This window comes from Vibrio sp. NFR (assembly GCF_027587095.1).
Taxonomy (GTDB): Bacteria; Pseudomonadota; Gammaproteobacteria; order Enterobacterales; family Vibrionaceae; genus Vibrio; species Vibrio harveyi.
In genome coordinates this window covers 104,436-123,422 of sequence record NZ_JAPPTN010000007.1, presented here as the reverse complement: position 1 = coordinate 123,422, position 18,987 = coordinate 104,436, and the positions used below count along the sequence as shown (strand labels likewise).

The 18,987-nt window shown below is 44.9% G+C and carries 20 protein-coding genes and 1 pseudogene; 3 read left to right on the top strand and 18 right to left on the bottom strand.

The window, feature by feature from the left end:
• Positions 1–91: 91 nt before the first annotated feature.
• The 8 genes and pseudogenes from OH463_RS15000 to OH463_RS14965 all read right to left on the bottom strand — a co-directional run.
• Positions 92–1,363: a membrane protein gene (locus OH463_RS15000; RefSeq protein WP_038898644.1), complete on the bottom strand. Its 1,272-nt coding sequence runs from the start codon at positions 1,361–1,363 to the stop codon at positions 92–94.
• A gap of 228 nt (positions 1,364–1,591) precedes the next feature.
• The gene (locus OH463_RS14995; protein ID WP_269991536.1) at positions 1,592–3,358 is read right to left on the bottom strand and encodes a hypothetical protein; all 1,767 of its coding nucleotides are present in this window, start codon (positions 3,356–3,358) and stop codon (positions 1,592–1,594) included.
• 266 nt (positions 3,359–3,624) lie between these two features.
• On the bottom strand, positions 3,625–4,317 hold the full coding sequence (locus OH463_RS14990; protein ID WP_269991559.1) for an ABC transporter ATP-binding protein: 693 nt from the start codon (positions 4,315–4,317) through the stop codon (positions 3,625–3,627).
• A 16-nt stretch (positions 4,318–4,333) separates the two neighbouring features.
• A complete protein-coding gene (locus OH463_RS14985) occupies positions 4,334–5,617 on the bottom strand; it encodes an ABC transporter permease (protein ID WP_009698446.1) in 1,284 nt (427 codons plus the stop codon).
• A 2-nt stretch (positions 5,618–5,619) separates the two neighbouring features.
• Positions 5,620–6,834 carry an ABC transporter permease gene (locus OH463_RS14980; RefSeq protein ID WP_009698447.1) on the bottom strand — a complete coding sequence of 405 codons (1,215 nt, stop codon included), beginning with the start codon at positions 6,832–6,834 and terminating at the stop codon, positions 5,620–5,622.
• Positions 6,831–8,102 (bottom strand): TolC family protein, encoded by a 1,272-nt coding sequence (locus OH463_RS14975; protein ID WP_038898649.1) that lies wholly within the window; start codon positions 8,100–8,102, stop codon positions 6,831–6,833. The genes OH463_RS14980 and OH463_RS14975 overlap by 4 nt, the downstream gene beginning before the upstream one ends.
• Positions 8,095–9,231, bottom strand: coding sequence for an efflux RND transporter periplasmic adaptor subunit (locus tag OH463_RS14970; RefSeq protein WP_005444921.1), 1,137 nt, complete (start codon positions 9,229–9,231; stop codon positions 8,095–8,097). The genes OH463_RS14975 and OH463_RS14970 overlap by 8 nt, the downstream gene beginning before the upstream one ends.
• A gap of 169 nt (positions 9,232–9,400) precedes the next feature.
• Positions 9,401–9,652, bottom strand: a pseudogene (locus OH463_RS14965) (hypothetical protein); the annotation flags it as partial.
• A gap of 126 nt (positions 9,653–9,778) precedes the next feature.
• Between OH463_RS14965 and OH463_RS14960 the strand changes: the two are divergent.
• Positions 9,779–10,318 (top strand): TetR/AcrR family transcriptional regulator, encoded by a 540-nt coding sequence (locus OH463_RS14960; protein ID WP_029790904.1) that lies wholly within the window; start codon positions 9,779–9,781, stop codon positions 10,316–10,318.
• A gap of 109 nt (positions 10,319–10,427) precedes the next feature.
• Entirely contained in the window at positions 10,428–10,937 is a 510-nt protein-coding gene (locus tag OH463_RS14955; protein ID WP_009698449.1) for a GNAT family N-acetyltransferase, read from the top strand.
• Positions 10,938–10,997: 60 nt separating this feature from the next.
• On the opposite strand, the gene OH463_RS14950 is transcribed toward OH463_RS14955, so the two are convergent.
• From OH463_RS14950 to OH463_RS14905, 10 genes are all read right to left on the bottom strand, one after another.
• Complete coding sequence (locus OH463_RS14950) at positions 10,998–11,321, bottom strand: helix-turn-helix domain-containing protein (protein WP_009698450.1); 324 nt, start codon at positions 11,319–11,321, stop codon at positions 10,998–11,000.
• 4 nt (positions 11,322–11,325) lie between these two features.
• Positions 11,326–11,694 (bottom strand): hypothetical protein, encoded by a 369-nt coding sequence (locus OH463_RS14945; RefSeq protein WP_009698451.1) that lies wholly within the window; start codon positions 11,692–11,694, stop codon positions 11,326–11,328.
• A gap of 192 nt (positions 11,695–11,886) precedes the next feature.
• On the bottom strand, positions 11,887–12,297 hold the full coding sequence (locus OH463_RS14940) for a hypothetical protein (protein ID WP_269991535.1): 411 nt from the start codon (positions 12,295–12,297) through the stop codon (positions 11,887–11,889).
• A 2-nt stretch (positions 12,298–12,299) separates the two neighbouring features.
• Positions 12,300–12,827, bottom strand: coding sequence for a GNAT family N-acetyltransferase (locus tag OH463_RS14935; protein WP_009698453.1), 528 nt, complete (start codon positions 12,825–12,827; stop codon positions 12,300–12,302).
• Positions 12,824–13,258, bottom strand: coding sequence for a GNAT family N-acetyltransferase (locus OH463_RS14930; protein WP_029790898.1), 435 nt, complete (start codon positions 13,256–13,258; stop codon positions 12,824–12,826). Before OH463_RS14930 ends, OH463_RS14935 begins: the two co-directional genes overlap by 4 nt.
• Positions 13,259–13,275: 17 nt before the next feature.
• The gene (locus tag OH463_RS14925) at positions 13,276–14,031 is read right to left on the bottom strand and encodes a class I SAM-dependent methyltransferase (RefSeq protein ID WP_009698455.1); all 756 of its coding nucleotides are present in this window, start codon (positions 14,029–14,031) and stop codon (positions 13,276–13,278) included.
• Positions 14,032–14,056: 25 nt separating this feature from the next.
• Positions 14,057–14,686, bottom strand: a complete 630-nt coding sequence (locus tag OH463_RS14920; RefSeq protein ID WP_188014919.1) for a class I SAM-dependent DNA methyltransferase — start codon at positions 14,684–14,686, stop codon at positions 14,057–14,059.
• A 107-nt stretch (positions 14,687–14,793) separates the two neighbouring features.
• A complete protein-coding gene (locus tag OH463_RS14915; RefSeq protein WP_269991534.1) occupies positions 14,794–15,306 on the bottom strand; it encodes a protein disulfide oxidoreductase in 513 nt (170 codons plus the stop codon).
• Positions 15,303–17,414, bottom strand: coding sequence for a protein-disulfide reductase DsbD family protein (locus OH463_RS14910; protein ID WP_239969884.1), 2,112 nt, complete (start codon positions 17,412–17,414; stop codon positions 15,303–15,305). The genes OH463_RS14915 and OH463_RS14910 overlap by 4 nt, the downstream gene beginning before the upstream one ends.
• A 66-nt stretch (positions 17,415–17,480) precedes the next feature.
• On the bottom strand, positions 17,481–17,894 hold the full coding sequence (locus OH463_RS14905; protein ID WP_005444886.1) for a hypothetical protein: 414 nt from the start codon (positions 17,892–17,894) through the stop codon (positions 17,481–17,483).
• 139 nt (positions 17,895–18,033) lie between these two features.
• On the opposite strand from OH463_RS14905, the gene OH463_RS14900 reads away from it, so the two are divergent.
• Positions 18,034–18,939 (top strand): LysR family transcriptional regulator, encoded by a 906-nt coding sequence (locus OH463_RS14900; RefSeq protein ID WP_269991533.1) that lies wholly within the window; start codon positions 18,034–18,036, stop codon positions 18,937–18,939.
• The last annotated feature ends 48 nt before the right edge of the window (positions 18,940–18,987 follow it).

Below are 18,987 nucleotides of genomic sequence, written 5' to 3'. Positions count from 1 at the left end.
CAAAAGGTGATCGTAAGGTCACCTTTTTGCGTTTTAGGACAGAGCCAATCCCACCTCCCACTTCCCCGCAAGACTGATTAACTGCGGCTTTCTACGGTTGAACCGGATCGAGCAATAGTGATTCACGAATCTGCTTTTCTTTGAAACTCGATAAGATAAACATCATCAGATAACCAAGACACAAAGCGACAATGATGGCGACGACATTGTGGGTAAATGCGGATATCACGTAGAACATAACAACTAAGGTCACGATACCTGACAAGCGAATAAACAAGCTGGTTTTGAAATAACCATTCGCTTTGATATACGCAAGTTGATAAGCGTTGAGCATCATGAAAATAAAGAAGATAGAAAAATGAAACAGCACTGGTACTGCACCCATATATTCCGGCGGGAAAAGCCCAGCGACAATGTTTGAACCAAACAGCAGCATCGTCGTGAAGAAAACAGCGCTGACAATAAACGACAGTTTAAACACCCAACGTCGTATCAACTGAATCTCTTGGTATTCCCCGTTACGGATTTTGACCGACAGCTCTGGCAATACGAACCGGTAGATAGGGAAAACAAACAACATGGTCATATACGTAAATACTGGGCGAACTACCACCTGAAAGTCCCCCAGCTCATCGACACTAAAGTAACGAATCGTCAGTAACACCGCGATGTAGATCATCAGAATGCTGGCACCCGCCTCAAGCGTAGCTGTAAAACTCTTCTTCACATAACCAAACATGTCCGGATCTAAACGTACCGGTTTAATTGGGAGAGTAGAAATCACTTTGCGGCGGCTGATGTACATGTACAAAGCGGTAATGAGTGAAGAAATGGTCAACCCATAAAACAATGCCGTTAGTGCGCTGTATCCAGCAACATAATAGGCGAACAAAAACAGAAGAACATTGAGTGAAGGGTCAAGCCAAGTCGTACGGTTAGTAATATCGTACAGGCGGTACATCGCGACGAGGTTCGTAAAGTACAGTTTAAGTCCAAGACCAAAGATTATCCCGACTAACTGAAGATACTCCACTCCGATACTAAGGCTGTGTTTGATATAGGGAATCACACCTCCCCAAGTAATCAAAACAACCAAAATCAGAGTGAATCGAAAGATATTGATAATATCCGTGTCATTCTGAGTTTGAGAATAAGTAACGACCATAGAAGATCGAAACCCAGTCATTAGAATCATAGAAAGCGAGATGATATCAACCACACTGTGAAATAGGGCTAGGTCGGTTTTCGGCACCCAAGCAGCAAGCCAGATTTTGAATGTAAATCCGATGCCTATACTGACTAAGGTCGCCCATATTCCAGAAAGAAACGCATTCTTTACTTTGGTCACTGATTCTGACTGCATTCCAGATACTGATGTCCATTTAACTGAGATCTTTCATGTTATTGAAAGTAATTCTCATTTACAAGCAAGTTTTATATGACCAAACAAAGGTTGCAGAAATACAACCTACTTAACTTCTCAACCGTAGAAAGCCCTTCAAACAAAGGGCTGAACAGAAAACATTCGATCCATATACCTAAACCAATCTCACCGAATCCTGCGCCTTGAGGTCACTTGGGTATATATCAATCACACATTACTGCGGATTCTTTCTTTGGCAAAGGTATAAGCGCATGCCAACTTGATTGATGTCCAGCAGTGAGATTGACCCCCACTGAATTTGACCCGTAATCTCACTTGATCCCCACCATGAGACCAAGACAAGGTGTTTTGAATTAAAGAAGGAGTGTCTCGATGCACCTGAACTTTGGTAATCGAAAAGTCATGTTCTAGCACTGCATACTTGTTGTCCGCATAATAGACCACAACCACCAGCGCACTACCCAACAACGCTTTAGTGCCTTTAATGAGCTTTTGTGGCTCATTTTCTACCGCGTTAGCGAGCTGTTTACCAATATTGCCCGAGAGACATTCCAACGTCCTACTTCGTCCTGCATCATCATTAATGAACGTTTCTTTCAGCGCCTCAAGCGTGCCATTGAGCTCTTCCTGTCTGAGGTCGAAATAAGTGTTCCCCAGAATTTGCCCAATACCCGGGTTTTTACAGTTAATGGTATTGGTCGCCTTAGCAATTGCCTTCAGAGAGATAGGTTCCGTTACGTACTTATCTCCTACTCGTAGCACTAACTCAATATCGGCAGTGTTGAGGCGGTTGTCCAAATACGCATCAGGCACTAGCTCGATAGAATCGATCTTAAAATCACCATGCTTTTCTTTCAAAAACGCGCTTAAACCATCCACTGCACCAACAGAAGTCGCTCGTATCCCCTCGAACTCTGTAGCAGTAATATCCGGTGAATATTTCGCGAACATCTCAATAAACGCATGGTTATCAAGCTGGATGACATTTGGGTTTACCTTGAGAAGCTGAGCATAAAAAATAGCTTCGGAGCACTTGCCGATTGCGTTGGAATTCGCTTTCCCACCTTCAGGTTTATGTGTAACAGACAAAGCATCGTTAAACTGCTGCAAAGATCGCGCATTATCCTGAGCGATCTTATTCTCAGCTTTAGGTGTTGCGTAGCTGGTCGCTAGCTTGATCGCAGAGTCAGGACCACTTTCAAACTTAAATCGGATCAACAGCGTAATATTGTCGGCAGTAATGCCAACGGAATTCGAGCCAACCTTGGATATGCTGACGTTTTTTATCTCGTGAACATCAATTTTAAATTCTTTAACACCCTTTAGCCTTTCGCCATCATACTGAGTAATAACATTGAAGGAGTCATTCATAAACAAGGAGTTAAATGCCTTTTCGATGGTTTCAGAGGCTTGGTTATATTCATCCAGAAACAAGCCAAAGCATTTCTCTCTCAGCTCATAAAGAAGCTTACTGCGAAACTCTTCAAGTTCTTGCGTGAACTTAGGACAAGACTCTTTTAGTAAACGCTTCAATTCACGTTCTGTCGCCTCATTAGACACATCACCCACTATGCGATTAGCACTATCGAGTAAAAACTGACGGTAAACCTTAGCAAAGTAATCATTGAATTCACTCTGAAGGGAAGCTGATCCAAAGTATTTTGCAATAAAGCTTTTTGCTCCTAAATTCTTTGGCTGTATCACTCTTTTTGGCCTTATTTTGAACAGGTTGACACAAACAACGTCTCCATTAGCTAGATGCAAGGTTAGATCAGGCGCGACATTTGAGTTGTCAGCCTCAAATTTGTTCGTGACTTGAGAGATGTTACTTTGCTGCTCAATGATAAATCGCGCAGTCCCCGAAGCAATCCCATCAGCTTTCGGAAGCGTTTTCGCCTGTAAATAGTGCTGGATTTCAGAAGTAACCGCTTGAACGTGGAGATCTCCACTTTTTCTTGGCGTTGGGTTTGGCATAAGTTTATCCGCGATGAATGTCATATCACGCTAGCATGAAACGTAGATTCGACAATGGCACATTAGCGCAATCTCAGCAACTAGAAGAGTTTAACTAACAGATTGATAAGCTTATTTAAAAACCTAGCTCACGCTTTTTTTCGCTCAATATTCAATAAAAAAGCGCATCTCAGACAAAAATCCAAGTGCGCTTTCATCAACAACAGTCAAGTATCAACAGTTAAGTATCAACGCTTAAGCGAACGATAGACACCTAAGGACAATCTCTAATCCGGTTTGCGGTCTGAAATCACCTTACCATCTTTAATCGTAATGATGCGTTTAGTACGCTCTGCCAAAGCGTTGTCGTGTGTGACGATGATGAGGGTTCGACCTTCTGCATGAAGTTGGTTGAACAAGGCTTCAATCTCTGCACCTGATTTGGAATCCAAAGCACCAGTTGGTTCATCAGCAAGGATAATTTGCGGGTCATTAACCAAAGCTCGTGCAATCGCAACCCTTTGTTTTTGACCACCTGAAAGCTGGTTCGGCTTGTGATCGAGTCGATCCCCTAGCCCCACTTGTTCTAACAATTTTGCGGCACGTTGGCGACGCTCTTTAGCTTTGATACCCGAATACACAAGCGGTAATGCGACATTATCTAGAGCCGTTGCGTATTCAAGCAAATTAAAGCTCTGAAACACAAAACCAATCTTTTGATTGCGAATCCCTGCTAGAGCATTAGCAGTTAAGCTTGCAACATTTTGACCACCCAAAAGGTATTCACCATCCGTCGGTTTGTCCAGGCAACCAAGCATATTCATCAGCGTCGATTTGCCAGAGCCAGATGGCCCAAGAATAGAAAGAAACTCTCCTTGGTTGATGGTTAAGTCAACGCCGTCTAGTGCACGTACTTCGACCTCACCATTCGCGTAGTACTTACAAATATTAGTCAGCTCGACAAGCGGCTTGTTCACCATGCTTTCTCCAGAATTATTATTCACTTTGTAGTGCCTCCAGCGGACTCACTTTGGCTGCCCGATTGGCAGGTAACCAAGCTGACGCGACGCCGATAAACACCAAGGTAGAGATCACTATCGCAACCACGGTCCACGAAAGTTCTGGAACCGGTTTACCGAGATCCTCATAGAAGACATTCCCTTCTAGATTGATGGCACTGATTGCGGAAATGAGACTGTAGGTAACACCGAGCCCCAACGCGCCTCCCATCATCATGGTCATTAACGATTGAACTAAGTAATGCAGACGGATCGCCGTTGGCGTTGCCCCTACCGCCATACGAACTCCAATATCTCGGGTAGAGCGTTTAACAGTCGCGTACATCACATTCGCGATCCCAACACCAGCCACAGCTAGCGTGACAAAACCAATAATGCCGAGAAAGCTTTGCAAACCTATCAGGAACTGCTGCATGCTCTTTTGTTGCATGAACATATCTTCCACTTGTACGACTTGTTCATCACTGACACTGGCTCCATGTTTACGCGCAATCACTTGGCGAATGGTTTCAGCCAACCTCTTGCGGTCGGTCTCCGATTTTGGCTCAACATTAATACCACCAATATCACCATTTGCATGAAAGCGTTGCCAAGTCGCAAGCGGAACAAAGCTCGAATAATTGATGTCATCACCTTGCTCAACGCGTCCACTGTTTTTGGCAAGTACCCCGACCACGGTAAACTCTTCGCTACCAATTTTAACCTTTTTACCAACCGGATCGGCTTGCAAGGTAACAGCGGCAAACCAGTTAAAATCATCAACTGGGTTGAACAAATCCGCTGCTAATGAATAACCGAGCACAACCACTTTGCGCATCTGGTTTTGATCAAGAGGATTCAACCATCGCCCGCCGGGTAAAGGCTTCAGATTAGTCATTGATGCGTAATCCGTTGGAACCGCGAGCGGCTTTTGCCATGATCCTCGGTTTCCTGCTGTGATGTTTTCATTCCATTTCGCGCTGGGTGCTACACTGGCTACTTCAGGTAATGCCTTGATGACTTTAGCGTCATCTATCTTAAGCGTAAGAAATTTACCTTGATGAAAAGCGCCATGATCAACCGTCGCAATCCCCCCAGTCAGATAGATCAGATTACCATTGCCATTTTGCGCCGTTTTCAGCACGCCCTGTCGAATTCCCTCACCAACAGCCAGCATGGCAGCGATACAAAGCGTTGCCCATGCCACCGCCAAAATCGTTAAGCCTAAACGCAACTTTTCTGCTGACATCTCTTGGAAGATTTGTCTCATTGGTAACAGCATGATTATGCCCTCGCACTCAAAGCAATTACTGGTGTGAGACGAGAGGCTCGTCTTGCAGGAAAGTATGACGCCATCAGTGCCAAAATCAGCGTGACTAAGAGTGACCATACAATAGAGCCGAGTGTTATCACCGGTATACCAACCCATTCAGGAAGGGTGATTGAGCTAAGTAAGGTCACAATACTATAAGCAAACATCAGCCCAACTCCGGTTCCAACAGCAACAAGAATGAGCCCTTCTAAAATAAACTGATTCAGTATCGATTTTTGAGTAGCGCCTATCGCCAAGCGAACCCCAATCTCTCTTGTTCTCTCAGTCACCGACAGAAACATAATATTGGCAACACCAAGTGCACCAACAGCCATGGTCATAGCACCACTTGCGCCCAAGAACACCTGAATGCCACGGAAGATCCCCTTAATCAATGAGGCTCCTTCACTAAAATCTGGCATATCAATCGCATCTCTATCGTTAGGGTCAAAATGAAGCAATTTCGCATAAAAGTCAGCAACGTTTTTCCTAAATGAATAGGCATCCATACCCGCGGCAGGCTTCATCAACAACATCCATGGCTTGGTGTTCCACAGATCTCGATAGGTCGTTTGAGGGATGAAGACGGTACGGTTATCACCAAAAGAAATACCAGAGTCCTCATTTTTGAGTACGCCAATCACCAGAAAAGGAATGCCATTGACTTTCACCGTATTACCAGTGGTAAGTGCACCCATCTTCGCGATTTGATCACCTAATACTGCGACGCGTGTGTGATTGTGGATATCACTCGGTGAGATATGGCGCGAGCCTGTTTCAAACTTGCTTTGCATTAGTGAAAAATACGTCGAATCTATGCCGCTCACATTACTCGATAAACGTTGTCCTTTTTCATTGGTAACGCTGCCATCCCACTTGGCATACACACTGGAAACATCCTCGACAAAACCCGCGCTCTTGATCATCTCAACTTGCTCTTGTGAAATACTGATTTGACGCCTAGCCGGTAAGCCTTGCCAAGCCTTACTTGTGCTTGAGGGAAATGCCACTTGGACGTTGTTCATCAAAAAAGAAAGCTGTTGAGTTTGATGACGATAGAAACCCTCTCCCAACGCAATCAACACCACCACTGAAATGACACCCCAAGCAATAGCAATGATCGCCAACGCACTTTTCATACGATGCGCCATCAAAGTTTGCCAGGTTTGCTGTAATAGATTGGTCATGAGTTAAAAGCTCGAGAAATCAACGCCATCGTGTCATCATCCAGCTTTCCTGCGGTTTGAAGCAAACCAATGCGCTGACGCCAATAGCTGTACAAGTTGGTTTTTAGGCTATTTTTGGCTTCAAACAAACTGTTGTGCGCACTGATCACCTCTGAGACTTCCAACAATCCTGCGTCGTAAAGCTTCTCTTTACTGCGTAAGACTTTCTCGCGAGAAAGCACAAGCTCGTTTGCCATCAGCACTTGGTTCCAGTTGATCTCGACCTGAGTAAACTGCTGGATAACGCGCTTATGAATATCGATTTCAACTTTACGCAAATCTTGTTTCGCACTGAGGATATTAAGTGACGCTTCATCAACTTTCGCGCGCGTTGCACCGTTGAGGTCAATTGGCACGCTCAAGGTGATGCCAGCGTTGAACTCACCGTCTTTGCGTCGATCATCATCGTTGTAACCAATGTCACCTTTCAACGTGGGGTAGTAGCCACCTTTCGCTGAGTCTTTGGCAAACTCACTGGCTTTGACATTTTGCGCAGCGACTAATAGCTCAGGACTGCTGTCTTTTGCCAGTTTCAACCATTGCTCTTGGGAGTTCACCAACATTGGTGGCTGGATGAGCGAATCAGTACGAATTTGATCAACATTTTGTGGCGTTTGGTTGATTAAAGCTGCCAGTGTCGCTCTTTTCACTTCTAAGTCAGCTTGAGCACTTAAAATACCCGCTTGTTCAGAAACCTGTGTCGCACGAATCTCTTCTACATCAACCGATTTCACTTTACCTGCACGATACCGCTTCTCGATTATTTTCAGTAACTTATTGCCTTCTTCTAGCTTAGATTGCGCCAGTTGCAAATCGCCTTGCGCACTCGCAACATCCAGGTAAGACGATAGGAGCCTTTGCGCCAATTCGTTATGTGATTGAGTCAACTCCAACTGCGCTTTAAGGTAGTTTGCATTTGCTCGGTCTAAGTCTGACCACAAACTGCTGTCCCAAATGGTTTGAGAGAGGGATGCCCCGTAGCGGTTGGTATTGTCTGCTGACTCACTCCAGTTTGAAGACGCCGTGGCAGTCAAACCGGGCAAAAGTGAACTGCGACTCGCATCAACACCGACCTCGCCAAGTTGCACGCCAATCTTAGCTTTTTCATAATTTGGGTCGTTTTGTTTTGCCTGTTGCCACGCTTGCTCGATAGAAATCGCATAGCTAGGCAAACTTAACGTGGCAGCTAATATCGCGCAGCCTAATTTGGACAAAGTTAACTTAGCCATGAGCGGCTCCCATCATCATGCTGTTGTCGATGATTTCTTCATTCAGTTCGACACCATCAAGCACTTCCACATTAATTCCATCCGATAGTCCGAGTTTGACTGGTTGTGAGTGGAAACCTTGTTCAGAAGTGTCTGGGATCAAAACGCTTGGTGTGTCGCCATTAAACTGAAGCGCACGCTCTGGCAGTGTTAAAACATTTTCTGATTTCTTTAGCGTGATTTTTGCCGTCGACGAAAAACCCGAGCGCAAACGCACTTCTTTCGGAATACTTAGTTCGCCCACTTCAACGCCAAAGCCATTATCGAAACTTTTCGCGGATGCGTTTCCAGCAGGTGAGTTTAAGTTCTCAGACTGAATGGCCACTTTAGTCAGCACTCCAGAGATCTCAACATCTGGATAAGGAGCGACAGTGATCACAACTGGCATGCCCGGGGAAAGCTGAGCAGCATCATGTTCACTCACGCTGCCTTTGAAAATCAGGCTATTCATATCAGCCAGTGACATCATTGCCGTTGCTTCTTGGCTTGACTGTGTAGAAATAATCGGCTCACCGACTTCCACTTTACGGTTAAGAACAGTGCCATCAATCGGCGCATAAATGGTCGATGTCAAACGTGCATTCCCGATAGAGGCTTCGCCGCTACGAATCAACTCAAGGTTCTGACGTTTTTGCAATACATTCGCTTGAGCAGACTTAACCGCTGATCGCGCACTCACATACTCGTCATAGTTTTTAGGAATGATGTCCTGCTTGACCAAGCTCTCTAGGTTAGCAAGCTTTTGTTTGGCTGATTCAAGATCCGCTTCACTGCGCATCAAATCGGTAGACGCATCCGTCAGTGCTTGAGGTGTCGGGTTAGGACGCACCTTAATCAAGGGTTGCCCTTGTTTTACTTTTTCGCCGACGTTGACATAGATTTCACCAACGATACCGTCAATTTGTGACTTAATAGAAACCGAGTGCGCTGGAACAATATTACCAACAGCGACCGCTTGTTTTTCAATGGTTCCTTTTTCCACCGCTAGAGTTGGAAACGCTTCCGGCTGAGCCGAAGATTGCAGATAGTAATACGCACCGCCACCGAGCAGCGCAACGCTCACAGCAGAGACAAGCCAAGTTTTTGCCATCATTGATACCAGTTATTGTTGTGTAGTCTTGTGACCATCTCGTGAACACAAAGTTCTAGGATAATATCGGCTTTAATGTAGGATATTTGTCATATTTGGTATGGCTATGTAATCACTAAAAGACAATAGCCGGAGTGAATCGCTGAACTTGGCGTAAAATGGTCATTGGTTAAATGTCAACACGGCGACCAGTTGGTAAATGCTCTAGACGATCACCAAGCACTTCTTTCAGTAAATGATACGCCTTCATCCCCGTACAGTGACCCGTGTAAAACTTCTCAACAGGATATTCTGACAAGACTTTACCTAATGCTTTGATGTCGTCTTTAGTACCACCAATACTATTAAATACGGGCAAGCCCACGAGATGAAAGCCACCCACTACCGCTTTGATTTTGCAGTTTGGAAATGACTCAATGCTTTTTACTTCACTTCGAAAGCACCAACACTGCTGTTTTGATCCTATTAAGACTTGACGGAAGTTCAAAAAACACACTATCATTCGCAAAACTGACCAATTGGTCAGTCGGTATTTAGAGCGAGTACTATGGACAAAAGACAACAGATCATTGAAGTTGCAACGCAGTTATTTGCGGAACATGGTTTTGAGAAAACGCCCGTCTCCACCATTTGTGAGAAGGCTGAAATTTCAAAAGGCTTGGTGTTTCACCACTTCAAAAATAAAAACGAACTGTTAAGAGAAGTTTTTGTTCATATCACTCAGATTATCGAAGAAACAGATAAGAGTGATGAACACGTATCAGAGAATGACGATCGCTTAGAAGCAATGATCCACTCGATCTTCGATGGTATGACCGTTCCTGAACACCGCAAGATTTATCAGTTCAATTTTAGTGTGATGGTTCACCCGACCACGAGAGCGATTGTTGTCGATCTGATAGACGAACGCTACCAAGGTTTACAGGTATCCACTGAAGAAGTTTTTCGCTCACTGGGGCACTCGAACCCTGTTGTCGTGACAAAAATGTTCATCGCGGAGATCGATGGTATTGCCATGAACTATTTACTCAATGAGGACTTCCCTATCGAAGAAATCAGGCAAGAGTTCATCAAAAAGTACTGCTAAACCAACCAAAAAATCATGCACATCTCGTTGCGTGATTTTTTTGATTAAACCAACTGACTGCACGGTCAGTCGGTTTAGTGAGTTAAATATAAAAACTAAGGAGAAACCAATGAATACACCTTATCAAATTCAATACGAAGCGTTCGCGAAAGCCGGTGGGCTATATGATGAGAGACACGCCAAACTCTATGCAGAATTTGCCGACAATCTTATTGCAGATGGCAGCTTTTCAATCGTCTACGAAGGCGTAGCACACGCCTGCTATACCCCTATCGTGATTGACGCAGCACCACACCTAAAATGCTATGTACTTGCACCACTTGCGGTACTACCTGAGTTCCAAGGCAAAGGTTATGCGACAAGATTGATGGAAGAAGCAGAAAAGCAGTTAAACGCTGACGTTATCTTTGTAATGGGCGATCCGATGCATTATGCGAATCGTTACAACACGACTCACAGCGTATTACTACCTGTACCGTCCAATGCGCCTTTAGATTGCTGGTTTGCACGAGAGTTAACACCAGGCGCGTTAACTGGGGTTGGTGAGTCCACTTCATCCATCAAGGGACCTTTTTCTGATCCATTGATGTGGAGTCATCCAGACGAGCAAGTCGTCTAATATCAACATCAATCTGTTATGCCCAGAGCACATTGCTTTGGGCATGCGGTGTAACCCAATCTATCTTAATAGGAGCATTGCAAGTGCACCGACCAATACACCGAATACAAACATTCCTACACTAATTAATATAAGGTTAGGAGAATTGCTAAAAGATGAAGGTTCGTTACTCCCATAGTTATCAGGTTTAGCATTGACCAAAAGTGCCGTGTATTCGGTATCAAATGCAGCCGCCAGAGAACGCCCCGTCTCCAAAGAAGCACTTCCGTGAAGCTCAACACGTTGTATGGTGCGTAAACTTAACCCACAGATATCGGCGAGTTGTTGTTGGGTCCATGCTTTGTGCTGCCTTAGGTGGCGAATTTTTGAGGTATCTAATTGCATCCATTCACCCTTTCCCACCAAAAAACACAGCGATAGTGACAAAACCAACAAGCAAACCACATGCAAAAGCAACACCAATGCCTTTGAGAATTTGGAGATGAGTTAGCCCAAATTCATACTCATCAATACTTCGATAACCCTTTTTCAGGAAGACCGTTATCATCCACTTACCGTTTAGGCAAATTTGGACTTCTAATTTCTCTCCTTCAATCTCAATCATATGACTGGATTTAAAGTACCAATTGGACTTTTGGGATACGAGTTCACCATCGACGTAAACCCACTCTTTGCCACTTAACATTGAGATTTGGACAGTAATGTCATGTCCTTTCCATTCAAAGTAGCTGGTTAAAATTGTTTTCCCTGTTTGCATCACATATCCCTATTCATTCAATGATGTTCACATCATGCCGCAAGATCGACACTATAAAAACGACGCACAGACGACAGTCGCCTTTTTGTCATGTGACACCATGGCGACAATGGTATGACAGTTCTTAATTTTCAATAAGTTAAGCAATCAACTTGAGGACAAACCCCTGCTGTCTCCGTGGTTCAATATCCACTATTGCGGGCATAGAGAAAACAACTCTTGTTCTTCAGTTTGATATTCAGCCGCCTCTTTAGCGATAGCGATATTTTGCTTACTCGCCTTAAACTCAGAACCAGTGCCGGGCCAAAAATACCCTTGGTCATCATGACAGAGCACAATAATCGATGCTGCAGCTCCTAAATTTGGCTCATCTCCCTTCGCTGCATACATTTTGAAAGATATGTGAGACGAAAAATTCCCTCGAATCTCTTCGAGTACGTCAGCTTGAATTTCGTAGTATGCATCAACACCTTGCTTTATTTCTTCAAAACTCGTGAGCCGTAAAACGGCGGAATACGGTGTTTGATTGATCGCAACTCTAAGTTGCTCTTTTGCCATAACTTCTACCGCGATAAAAGTAATAAACCATAGCGTCCACTTCATGCTTATCCCCTTTTAAACCGCATACTTAAACAGTCCTGCGGAAACATACTTAACGCAGGAAATACCGTGTATTCCTTCAGCACGCCTTGTTTCTTAAATCCACATTTTTCCAGCACACGAATACTGGCTTGATGGTCGATATGTGGGGTTGTGTAAATCTCCTCGACTCCGATGCTTTTCAGATGCTCGATACCAAGCTTACACGCCTGAGTCGTATACCCTTTACCTTGATAATTCCTAGAAATCCCAAAGTGAATTTCGCTACGACTTTTTTCAGGGATTAAGACTAAGCAACCAATGGGAACGTGGGTCGCGTTTTCTTCAATTGCGAACACCAAGATATTAGGGTGAGCCAACTCATATTGAGCTCGCCATCGACTGATCGCTTGTAACGTTTGGTTTGGGCTTTGATGGGCTTGTCGATTGAGGTACAAACACGTTTGCTCATCGCCAAAGTAGTTTTCAAACAAAGGAACGGCATCTATTTCTTCAAGGTATCTGATTGCCACATCTTGCGCTTCTCGCCTCATTGGCTCTCACCTTGATACACGTCTGGGTTCCATATCTGCATAAAGTTCTCGACGGACTCGATAGGCTTAAAGCCGAACTGTTCATACAGACCATGAGCATCACGCGTCGCAAGCATCATTCTGCGCAAACCTTGAAGATTTGGATGGGACACGATTTCAGAAACCAACCATTTACTAATGCCTTGCCCACGGTATTCCGGGAGTACGAAAACATCGGCAAGATAAGCGAAGGTGGCTTTGTCAGTAATAAGGCGAGCAAACGCGATTTGTTGATTGGACTCAGTAAACACGCCGAAACAAAAGGAGTTTCGCACCGCTTTATCTAGCGTGTCTCTCGGCACTCCTTTCGCCCAATAGCTCTGTGAAATGAAGTGATGGATGCAATCCAGATCCATCTCTTCAAAGGCAGTGCTAATGCGATATCCTTGCATGGTGTTCTCCCAATAAATCAAAGCTTCTCTGCGACGCAAATTAGGTTGTTTGAGTTTTCAGAAAACTTATCTTCTGTCCAAGAGCTGTATTTTTCGGTAATACATAAACCCGCCTGAGCAAGAAACACTTCAATTTCAGATAACTTTCGATACTTCAAATCAATGCTTGAGTGAGTTGTTGAACCATCTTGGTAGTGACGTTCTTTCTTCAAATAAAGGATTGCACTTTTAGCGTCATAACGTTCGCTCATTCCCATGTACTTTACTTCGCCTTTGTCGGGCAATTCATAGGTTTGCCACAACGACATTTCAGCATCAATTTCCAAGTTATCGGGCGTTGGTAAACGGGTATCAAAGATGAAACGCCCACTTCTATTGAGGTGATTGGAAATCGAATTAAGGACACCAACTAGCATCTTATCGGAGAGGAAAGCTTGGAAAGCATTGCCCGTCATGATCGCCATATCAAAGCATTTATCGAGAGAGAATTGAGTGGCATCCTGATGCAAAAAAGAAACGTTATCCAATCCCTGCGCTTTGTGTTTAGCATGTATTAACATCCCCTCGGCAATATCAATACCAACAGCGTTATCGAGTGGCTTTGCGACAGGTATGGTGACAATACCCGTACCACAGCACACATCCAGCAAACTTCGAGCACACATCGCGGTAATGTGCTTTTGTATCAGAGCGATATCATCTTCGTAATGTTTATCATACTGAGTATCGTACTCCATGCCTGATGCAAACTCACTGAGATCTTGTGTCTTCAAAAACAGTCCTTGTTTATTTAAGTGATTAACTTGGCTTTCGTAGCTCTAAGAGCAGGTAACGGCATATATAACCTGCACCTGATGTATAACCGACAAGATTTTCAAGCGATACGACTTTAAGCCCTGCGTTTTGGCTGAACTCGCGAACTTCGTTCTCGGTGTAAGCGGTGTGTACGACTGTGCCACTGTAGGTGTTTCTCGGCAGATCTTTTCCACCTGGGTCGTGACATTGGAAACTGATAAAGCAACGCCCATCAGCATTTAGCAGCTCAGTAATACATTGAAGTAGCGACTGGGGATCGACGAGAAATTCCGTGAATCCGAGAGCGGTAATGATGTCGAAGGTTTGATTGAAAAGTGGGGAAAAAGGTTGGTCAAGATCATGAACATTGACGCTTTGATATAAGTTGGTTTCGCGCGCTTTGTTCACCATATTGGAGGAGATGTCCAAGCCATGTAGAACGACATCAGGGTAATGAGATTTTATGACTTTCCCGATGCTGCCTGTGGCGCAAGCCAAATCAAGGGCTGAGCCTTGCTGTAGATTGAGTGTTTTTAGCTTCCCGTCGACCCAACGTGGACCAACATATTGGCTGTCTTCAATTAACTTTTGGTAGCGCTCAGATACTTCATCATACATTTTGGCAACGTCCATGATTCCTCCTTGAATTCTTGAACGTTTGCCAATGTAGCACGCCCTAGTCACCTATACACTTATGTCCTTGTAAAAGCGTGAAAAAAGTCGACGTGCTACGCATTGATTTAAGCCATCCAGATCCTCGCTAAAATACCTACTGGTGTGGTAACACCCGTTGTAATTGAGCTTATCTTCCCATCTTTTACAACATAGATAGTCGGAGTTACGCCAATGCTCCATTCTTGCATGATGGTGCTTTTGGGATCATTGACATTATCGAACTGGTAGTCTTTTGCCTGAATGAATTTTTGTACACGTTCTTCTGGACCAGAGGCACCAGAAACAGCAACGACTTCATAATAGTTGCTCAACCAACTCACGCTAGGGCTAACAAACTTACACGCAGGACACCACGTTGCCCAAAAATACACGACAACAGGCTCGTCATGGCTTTTGGCAATCACATCGACGAACTCACCGTCCGCCATGATTGCACTAAGAGGCGGCGCATGCTCTTTGGGAATGTCTTTGGTGCGGTACCAATCCATCGCGACCGATATAACAGTCACCATGAGGATGATTTGTAGCGCTTGACCAAGCCAATATTTCAGCGACTTGCGCTTTTTTACGGTGTTCACTTAATCACACCTCCGCTTGCTTGCTCAATGGCTTTCACCACAACATCGTCAGTCAAAATCACTGGTAAAGGAATACCTTCTGGTGCAGCAGGACCATAAACTATGTTGAATGGCACACCAAAACGCCCATGTGCTCTTAAGAAATCGGTAACTGAACTATTGGGATGCGTCCAGTCGCCTTTTAACGTCGCAACATTAGGGCTTTGCAGCAATGAGTAAACTGGATCTTGCCAGATCACACCGATCTTGTTGGCTTTACAAGTGACACACCAGTCAGCAGTCACATCCACAAATACTACGCGACCATTTTTCACGTGTTCCGCAATCGCTTCATTCGATAACTTTTCCCAAGCCAAGTCTTCAGGCAATGGGGTTGCCCAATGATTCGCTGTCATGCTGCCTAGCATCAGTCCACCAGCGATTAAGATGAGCGATGCCGTACCTGACACTGCCAGCGCTTTGTTACCGTAGACTCGCTTGACACGCGCCATAATAACGATGAATGCAACCAAGCCGATTAAGATGACCCAAAATACTGGTAAGTGATTCGCCATCAATGACAACAACCATGCACTGGTTGCCAGCATCATGATGCCGAATACGATTTTCACGACATTCATCCACTGCCCTGGCTTTGGTAACTTCAACGCGATACCCGGGAAGATAGCGACTAAGATCCAAGGCAGTGCCATGCCTAATGCCAGTGCGGTGAAAATAGCAAACAACGTTGCTACGTCCGCACCCAGTGCAAACGCAACGGCGGTACCTAAGAAAGGCGCAGAACAAGGCGTTGCAAGCAGAGTCGCGAACATTCCTTGCACGTAGTGTCCAAATAGCGAGTTATCGCCCTTCGACGCTAGCCAAGTATTCGTACCTGAAGACAGGCGAATTTCAAACAAACCAAGCATGTTGGCGCCAAATAATCCGGTCACCAGCAGCATTAAGCCTAAGAACCAAGGGCTTTGGAATTGCACACCCCAGCCGATAGCATTACCTGTCAGCTTCAACACTAAGATAAACCCAGCCAAAAGCCAGAACGAAGTCAGAATACCTAACGAAGAAGCGATGAATTGAGTGCGAATTTGGCGACGTTCAACACCTTGTGCGGCCACAATGCTGCTTAACTTCATACCTAGTACTGGTAGTACGCAAGGCATGATATTCAGAATCAAGCCGCCTAGTAGCGCAAACAAGAATATGTTCACCAGTGAAGTGGTTGGCAAAGCTTGCGTGATAACACCCGCTTTTGCTTGCGCGGTTTCTTGCGCCAGTAGGTTGTTATCTTTGATTGAGACGTAAAGCGATTGGTTATCCAGCTCTACGTCACCCAACCAAGTATTCACTAAATAGTTTGCGGTAAGCGTATTGCCCTCTTGATGCAGCCCTTCCAACTTGAAGCTGTAATCGCTCGTTGTTTCATCGACACCATCGACTAACACTTCTGGCTTCTGCCATCCTTGTGAGTTGGTCAGTTTGATTTGCAACTTAGATTGGCTCGCATCCCAGTTTGCTTGCGTAACTTCAACAAAAGGAGAAGGCTGAGGCACACTGCTCACTGCTTGCGCGTAAGTAAACATCACTCCTTCATCAACTTGTAAGTCGGAAGGTAGGAAAGACAGTTGAATGTGATAATCCGTCAGGACACAAATGGTCGTGCACGAAGACAGTGTCAGCGTCGCATCAATCGTCACTGGTTTATTCATGTCTTCGACGTGCAACGTCATTGGGAAAACGGTGTCACCTTTATAACCCAGCGTTTCAATACCAAGCAGTTCGTATTTCTGCGGGTACGGCCATTGCCAATCCACTTTGGTTAGGTTTTGTGATTTTTCCCAATCAATAGAAGGCGCGACACCACCTTCACCCGGTGAACGCCAGTAGGTTTTCCAATCGCCGGTGAGTTTGACATCAAGATAACCAGTAAGTGTGTTGGTATTGGGATCTTGTTGTCCGGTAAGTACAAAGCGCGTCTGTACAGGTGGATGTTGAGGGTTGGTCAGCCACCCGGTGTCTGTCGTCTGTGCTTGGGCAAATAACGAGAATAAGCTCAGCGCTAACGTCACGAAGATCATAACCGCAGCTTGAGTTGTTTTTTTAATGTGGTTCATAGTGATTCCTAGTTAAAAACAAGTGTAGAAAATACTGACGGAAAAATACTCGTCAGAAATCACTTGTTATTCACGGAATACACATAGGGTGAGATGGACCCGATACTTATGGATTATCGGTTCTGTCCATTGCCTTTGGTTAGCAAATGCGCAGCAGCGCCACACGGCTAATACGAAGAGACCAATAAACAGTACAACAACCATGGTTTCCAGTTGCTGTTGAGCAAATTGAATCAGTTTTTCAGATAACTCACATTTACCCGTATCGTGCCCACTGTCGGCTCTCTCAATCTTTGTGACATCATTAACTCGCCCCCCATCAACCAACACCGAGGTCGTGTTCGAGTCATATTGCATGGCGCAACTGAACATCAAGCCGGAGTTTTTCAACAGGCACACCACAATCACCCAGCCAATCAAAGCTAGGAGCCATTTCCCTTGATGTTGGGATGCAGCAGATTGTGAAGTAGATGCAAGCATATTCGTTTTGATTGTCAATCGTTGGCGGGAATCATACGCAAGTTTATATAAACCTCAAGTGGTATGAATTTTCTGCGCCGCTCTCATTGGTAGCTAATTATGATAGTCTTATGACTACCATTTCCGTAAATAATTCAACATGCTCAATAAAGTTAATCTTGCTGATATTCGCTCCTTTGTTTTGATTGCTCAACTGGGCAACTTCACCAAAGCGGCAGAAGCCCTTTCAGTATCGCGTTCCCATGTATCTCGCCAAATCAGTGGGCTCGAAGCGCAAATGGGCGTGACTCTACTCACTCGAACTACGCGAACATTGCGTTTGACTCATGCCGGTGAACGTTTTTACCAAGAATGCGAAAAAGCACTGCATGATATCGACCAAGCATTAATTGCCGCTGTCGACGATACTCAAGAAGTTCGAGGGTTGATCCGAGTGAACTGCGTCGGCGGTTATATCGGCGAAGACATCGTCGCTAAATACGTCAATGAATTCATGTCGGAATACCCAGATGTATTTGTGGATTTGGACTTCTCTTCACCTCGAATTGATTTGATCGAAGACCAGTTCGACGTTGCGATTCGTATGGGGGAACTGGAAGACGCGGGATTCGTTGCGCGTAAGTTGATGATGATCGACATGGTCACACTCGCGAGTCCACTTTACCTTAAAATACATGGCGAACCAGTCGCCCCCAAAGAGCTGGCGAAACACCGTACTCTCACAGGCTCAGTTACGCGTTGGAGCTACCGTAACGTTGCTACACCAACTGAACACAGTGACGTGATAGTGAAAGGTAATTTACGTTGTAAGAATGGTCGCGCTCTTGTGATGGGCGCACTCTACGGTAACGGCATTATTCGCGTACCCTTAAGTTACTGTGGCAAAGAAGTAGAGCAAGGCAAGCTGGTCAAAGTGATGCCAGAATGGGAAATCCCATCGGTACCTCTGTCAGCAATTTTCCATCGTGACCGCTACCAGCCTAAACGTCTGCGAACCTTCATTGATTTCATAAAAGCCAAGTTTGAACAAGACACGAAAGCTTAAAACGAACATTAGAGCGTCTCGTCGCTCCTCACCCTCTCTGGATAACGC

What these genes read in the sequence shown, in the direction of transcription:
- OH463_RS14900 (WP_269991533.1), top strand. Translation starts at nt 18,034, where the DNA reads ATGCTCAATAAAGTTAATCTTGCTGATATTCGCTCCTTTGTTTTGATT.
- OH463_RS14935 (WP_009698453.1), bottom strand. Translation starts at nt 12,827, where the DNA reads ATGAGGCGAGAAGCGCAAGATGTGGCAATCAGATACCTTGAAGAAATA.
- OH463_RS14930 (WP_029790898.1), bottom strand. Translation starts at nt 13,258, where the DNA reads ATGCAAGGATATCGCATTAGCACTGCCTTTGAAGAGATGGATCTGGAT.
- OH463_RS14960 (WP_029790904.1), top strand. Translation starts at nt 9,779, where the DNA reads ATGGACAAAAGACAACAGATCATTGAAGTTGCAACGCAGTTATTTGCG.
- OH463_RS14920 (WP_188014919.1), bottom strand. Translation starts at nt 14,686, where the DNA reads ATGGACGTTGCCAAAATGTATGATGAAGTATCTGAGCGCTACCAAAAG.
- OH463_RS14910 (WP_239969884.1), bottom strand. Translation starts at nt 17,414, where the DNA reads ATGAACCACATTAAAAAAACAACTCAAGCTGCGGTTATGATCTTCGTG.
- OH463_RS14995 (WP_269991536.1), bottom strand. Translation starts at nt 3,358, where the DNA reads ATGCCAAACCCAACGCCAAGAAAAAGTGGAGATCTCCACGTTCAAGCG.
- OH463_RS15000 (WP_038898644.1), bottom strand. Translation starts at nt 1,363, where the DNA reads ATGCAGTCAGAATCAGTGACCAAAGTAAAGAATGCGTTTCTTTCTGGA.
- OH463_RS14985 (WP_009698446.1), bottom strand. Translation starts at nt 5,617, where the DNA reads ATGCTGTTACCAATGAGACAAATCTTCCAAGAGATGTCAGCAGAAAAG.
- OH463_RS14975 (WP_038898649.1), bottom strand. Translation starts at nt 8,102, where the DNA reads ATGGCTAAGTTAACTTTGTCCAAATTAGGCTGCGCGATATTAGCTGCC.
- OH463_RS14990 (WP_269991559.1), bottom strand. Translation starts at nt 4,317, where the DNA reads ATGGTGAACAAGCCGCTTGTCGAGCTGACTAATATTTGTAAGTACTAC.
- OH463_RS14950 (WP_009698450.1), bottom strand. Translation starts at nt 11,321, where the DNA reads ATGCAATTAGATACCTCAAAAATTCGCCACCTAAGGCAGCACAAAGCA.
- OH463_RS14970 (WP_005444921.1), bottom strand. Translation starts at nt 9,231, where the DNA reads ATGGCAAAAACTTGGCTTGTCTCTGCTGTGAGCGTTGCGCTGCTCGGT.
- OH463_RS14980 (WP_009698447.1), bottom strand. Translation starts at nt 6,834, where the DNA reads ATGACCAATCTATTACAGCAAACCTGGCAAACTTTGATGGCGCATCGT.
- OH463_RS14905 (WP_005444886.1), bottom strand. Translation starts at nt 17,894, where the DNA reads ATGCTTGCATCTACTTCACAATCTGCTGCATCCCAACATCAAGGGAAA.
- OH463_RS14940 (WP_269991535.1), bottom strand. Translation starts at nt 12,297, where the DNA reads ATGAAGTGGACGCTATGGTTTATTACTTTTATCGCGGTAGAAGTTATG.
- OH463_RS14955 (WP_009698449.1), top strand. Translation starts at nt 10,428, where the DNA reads ATGAATACACCTTATCAAATTCAATACGAAGCGTTCGCGAAAGCCGGT.
- OH463_RS14945 (WP_009698451.1), bottom strand. Translation starts at nt 11,694, where the DNA reads ATGCAAACAGGGAAAACAATTTTAACCAGCTACTTTGAATGGAAAGGA.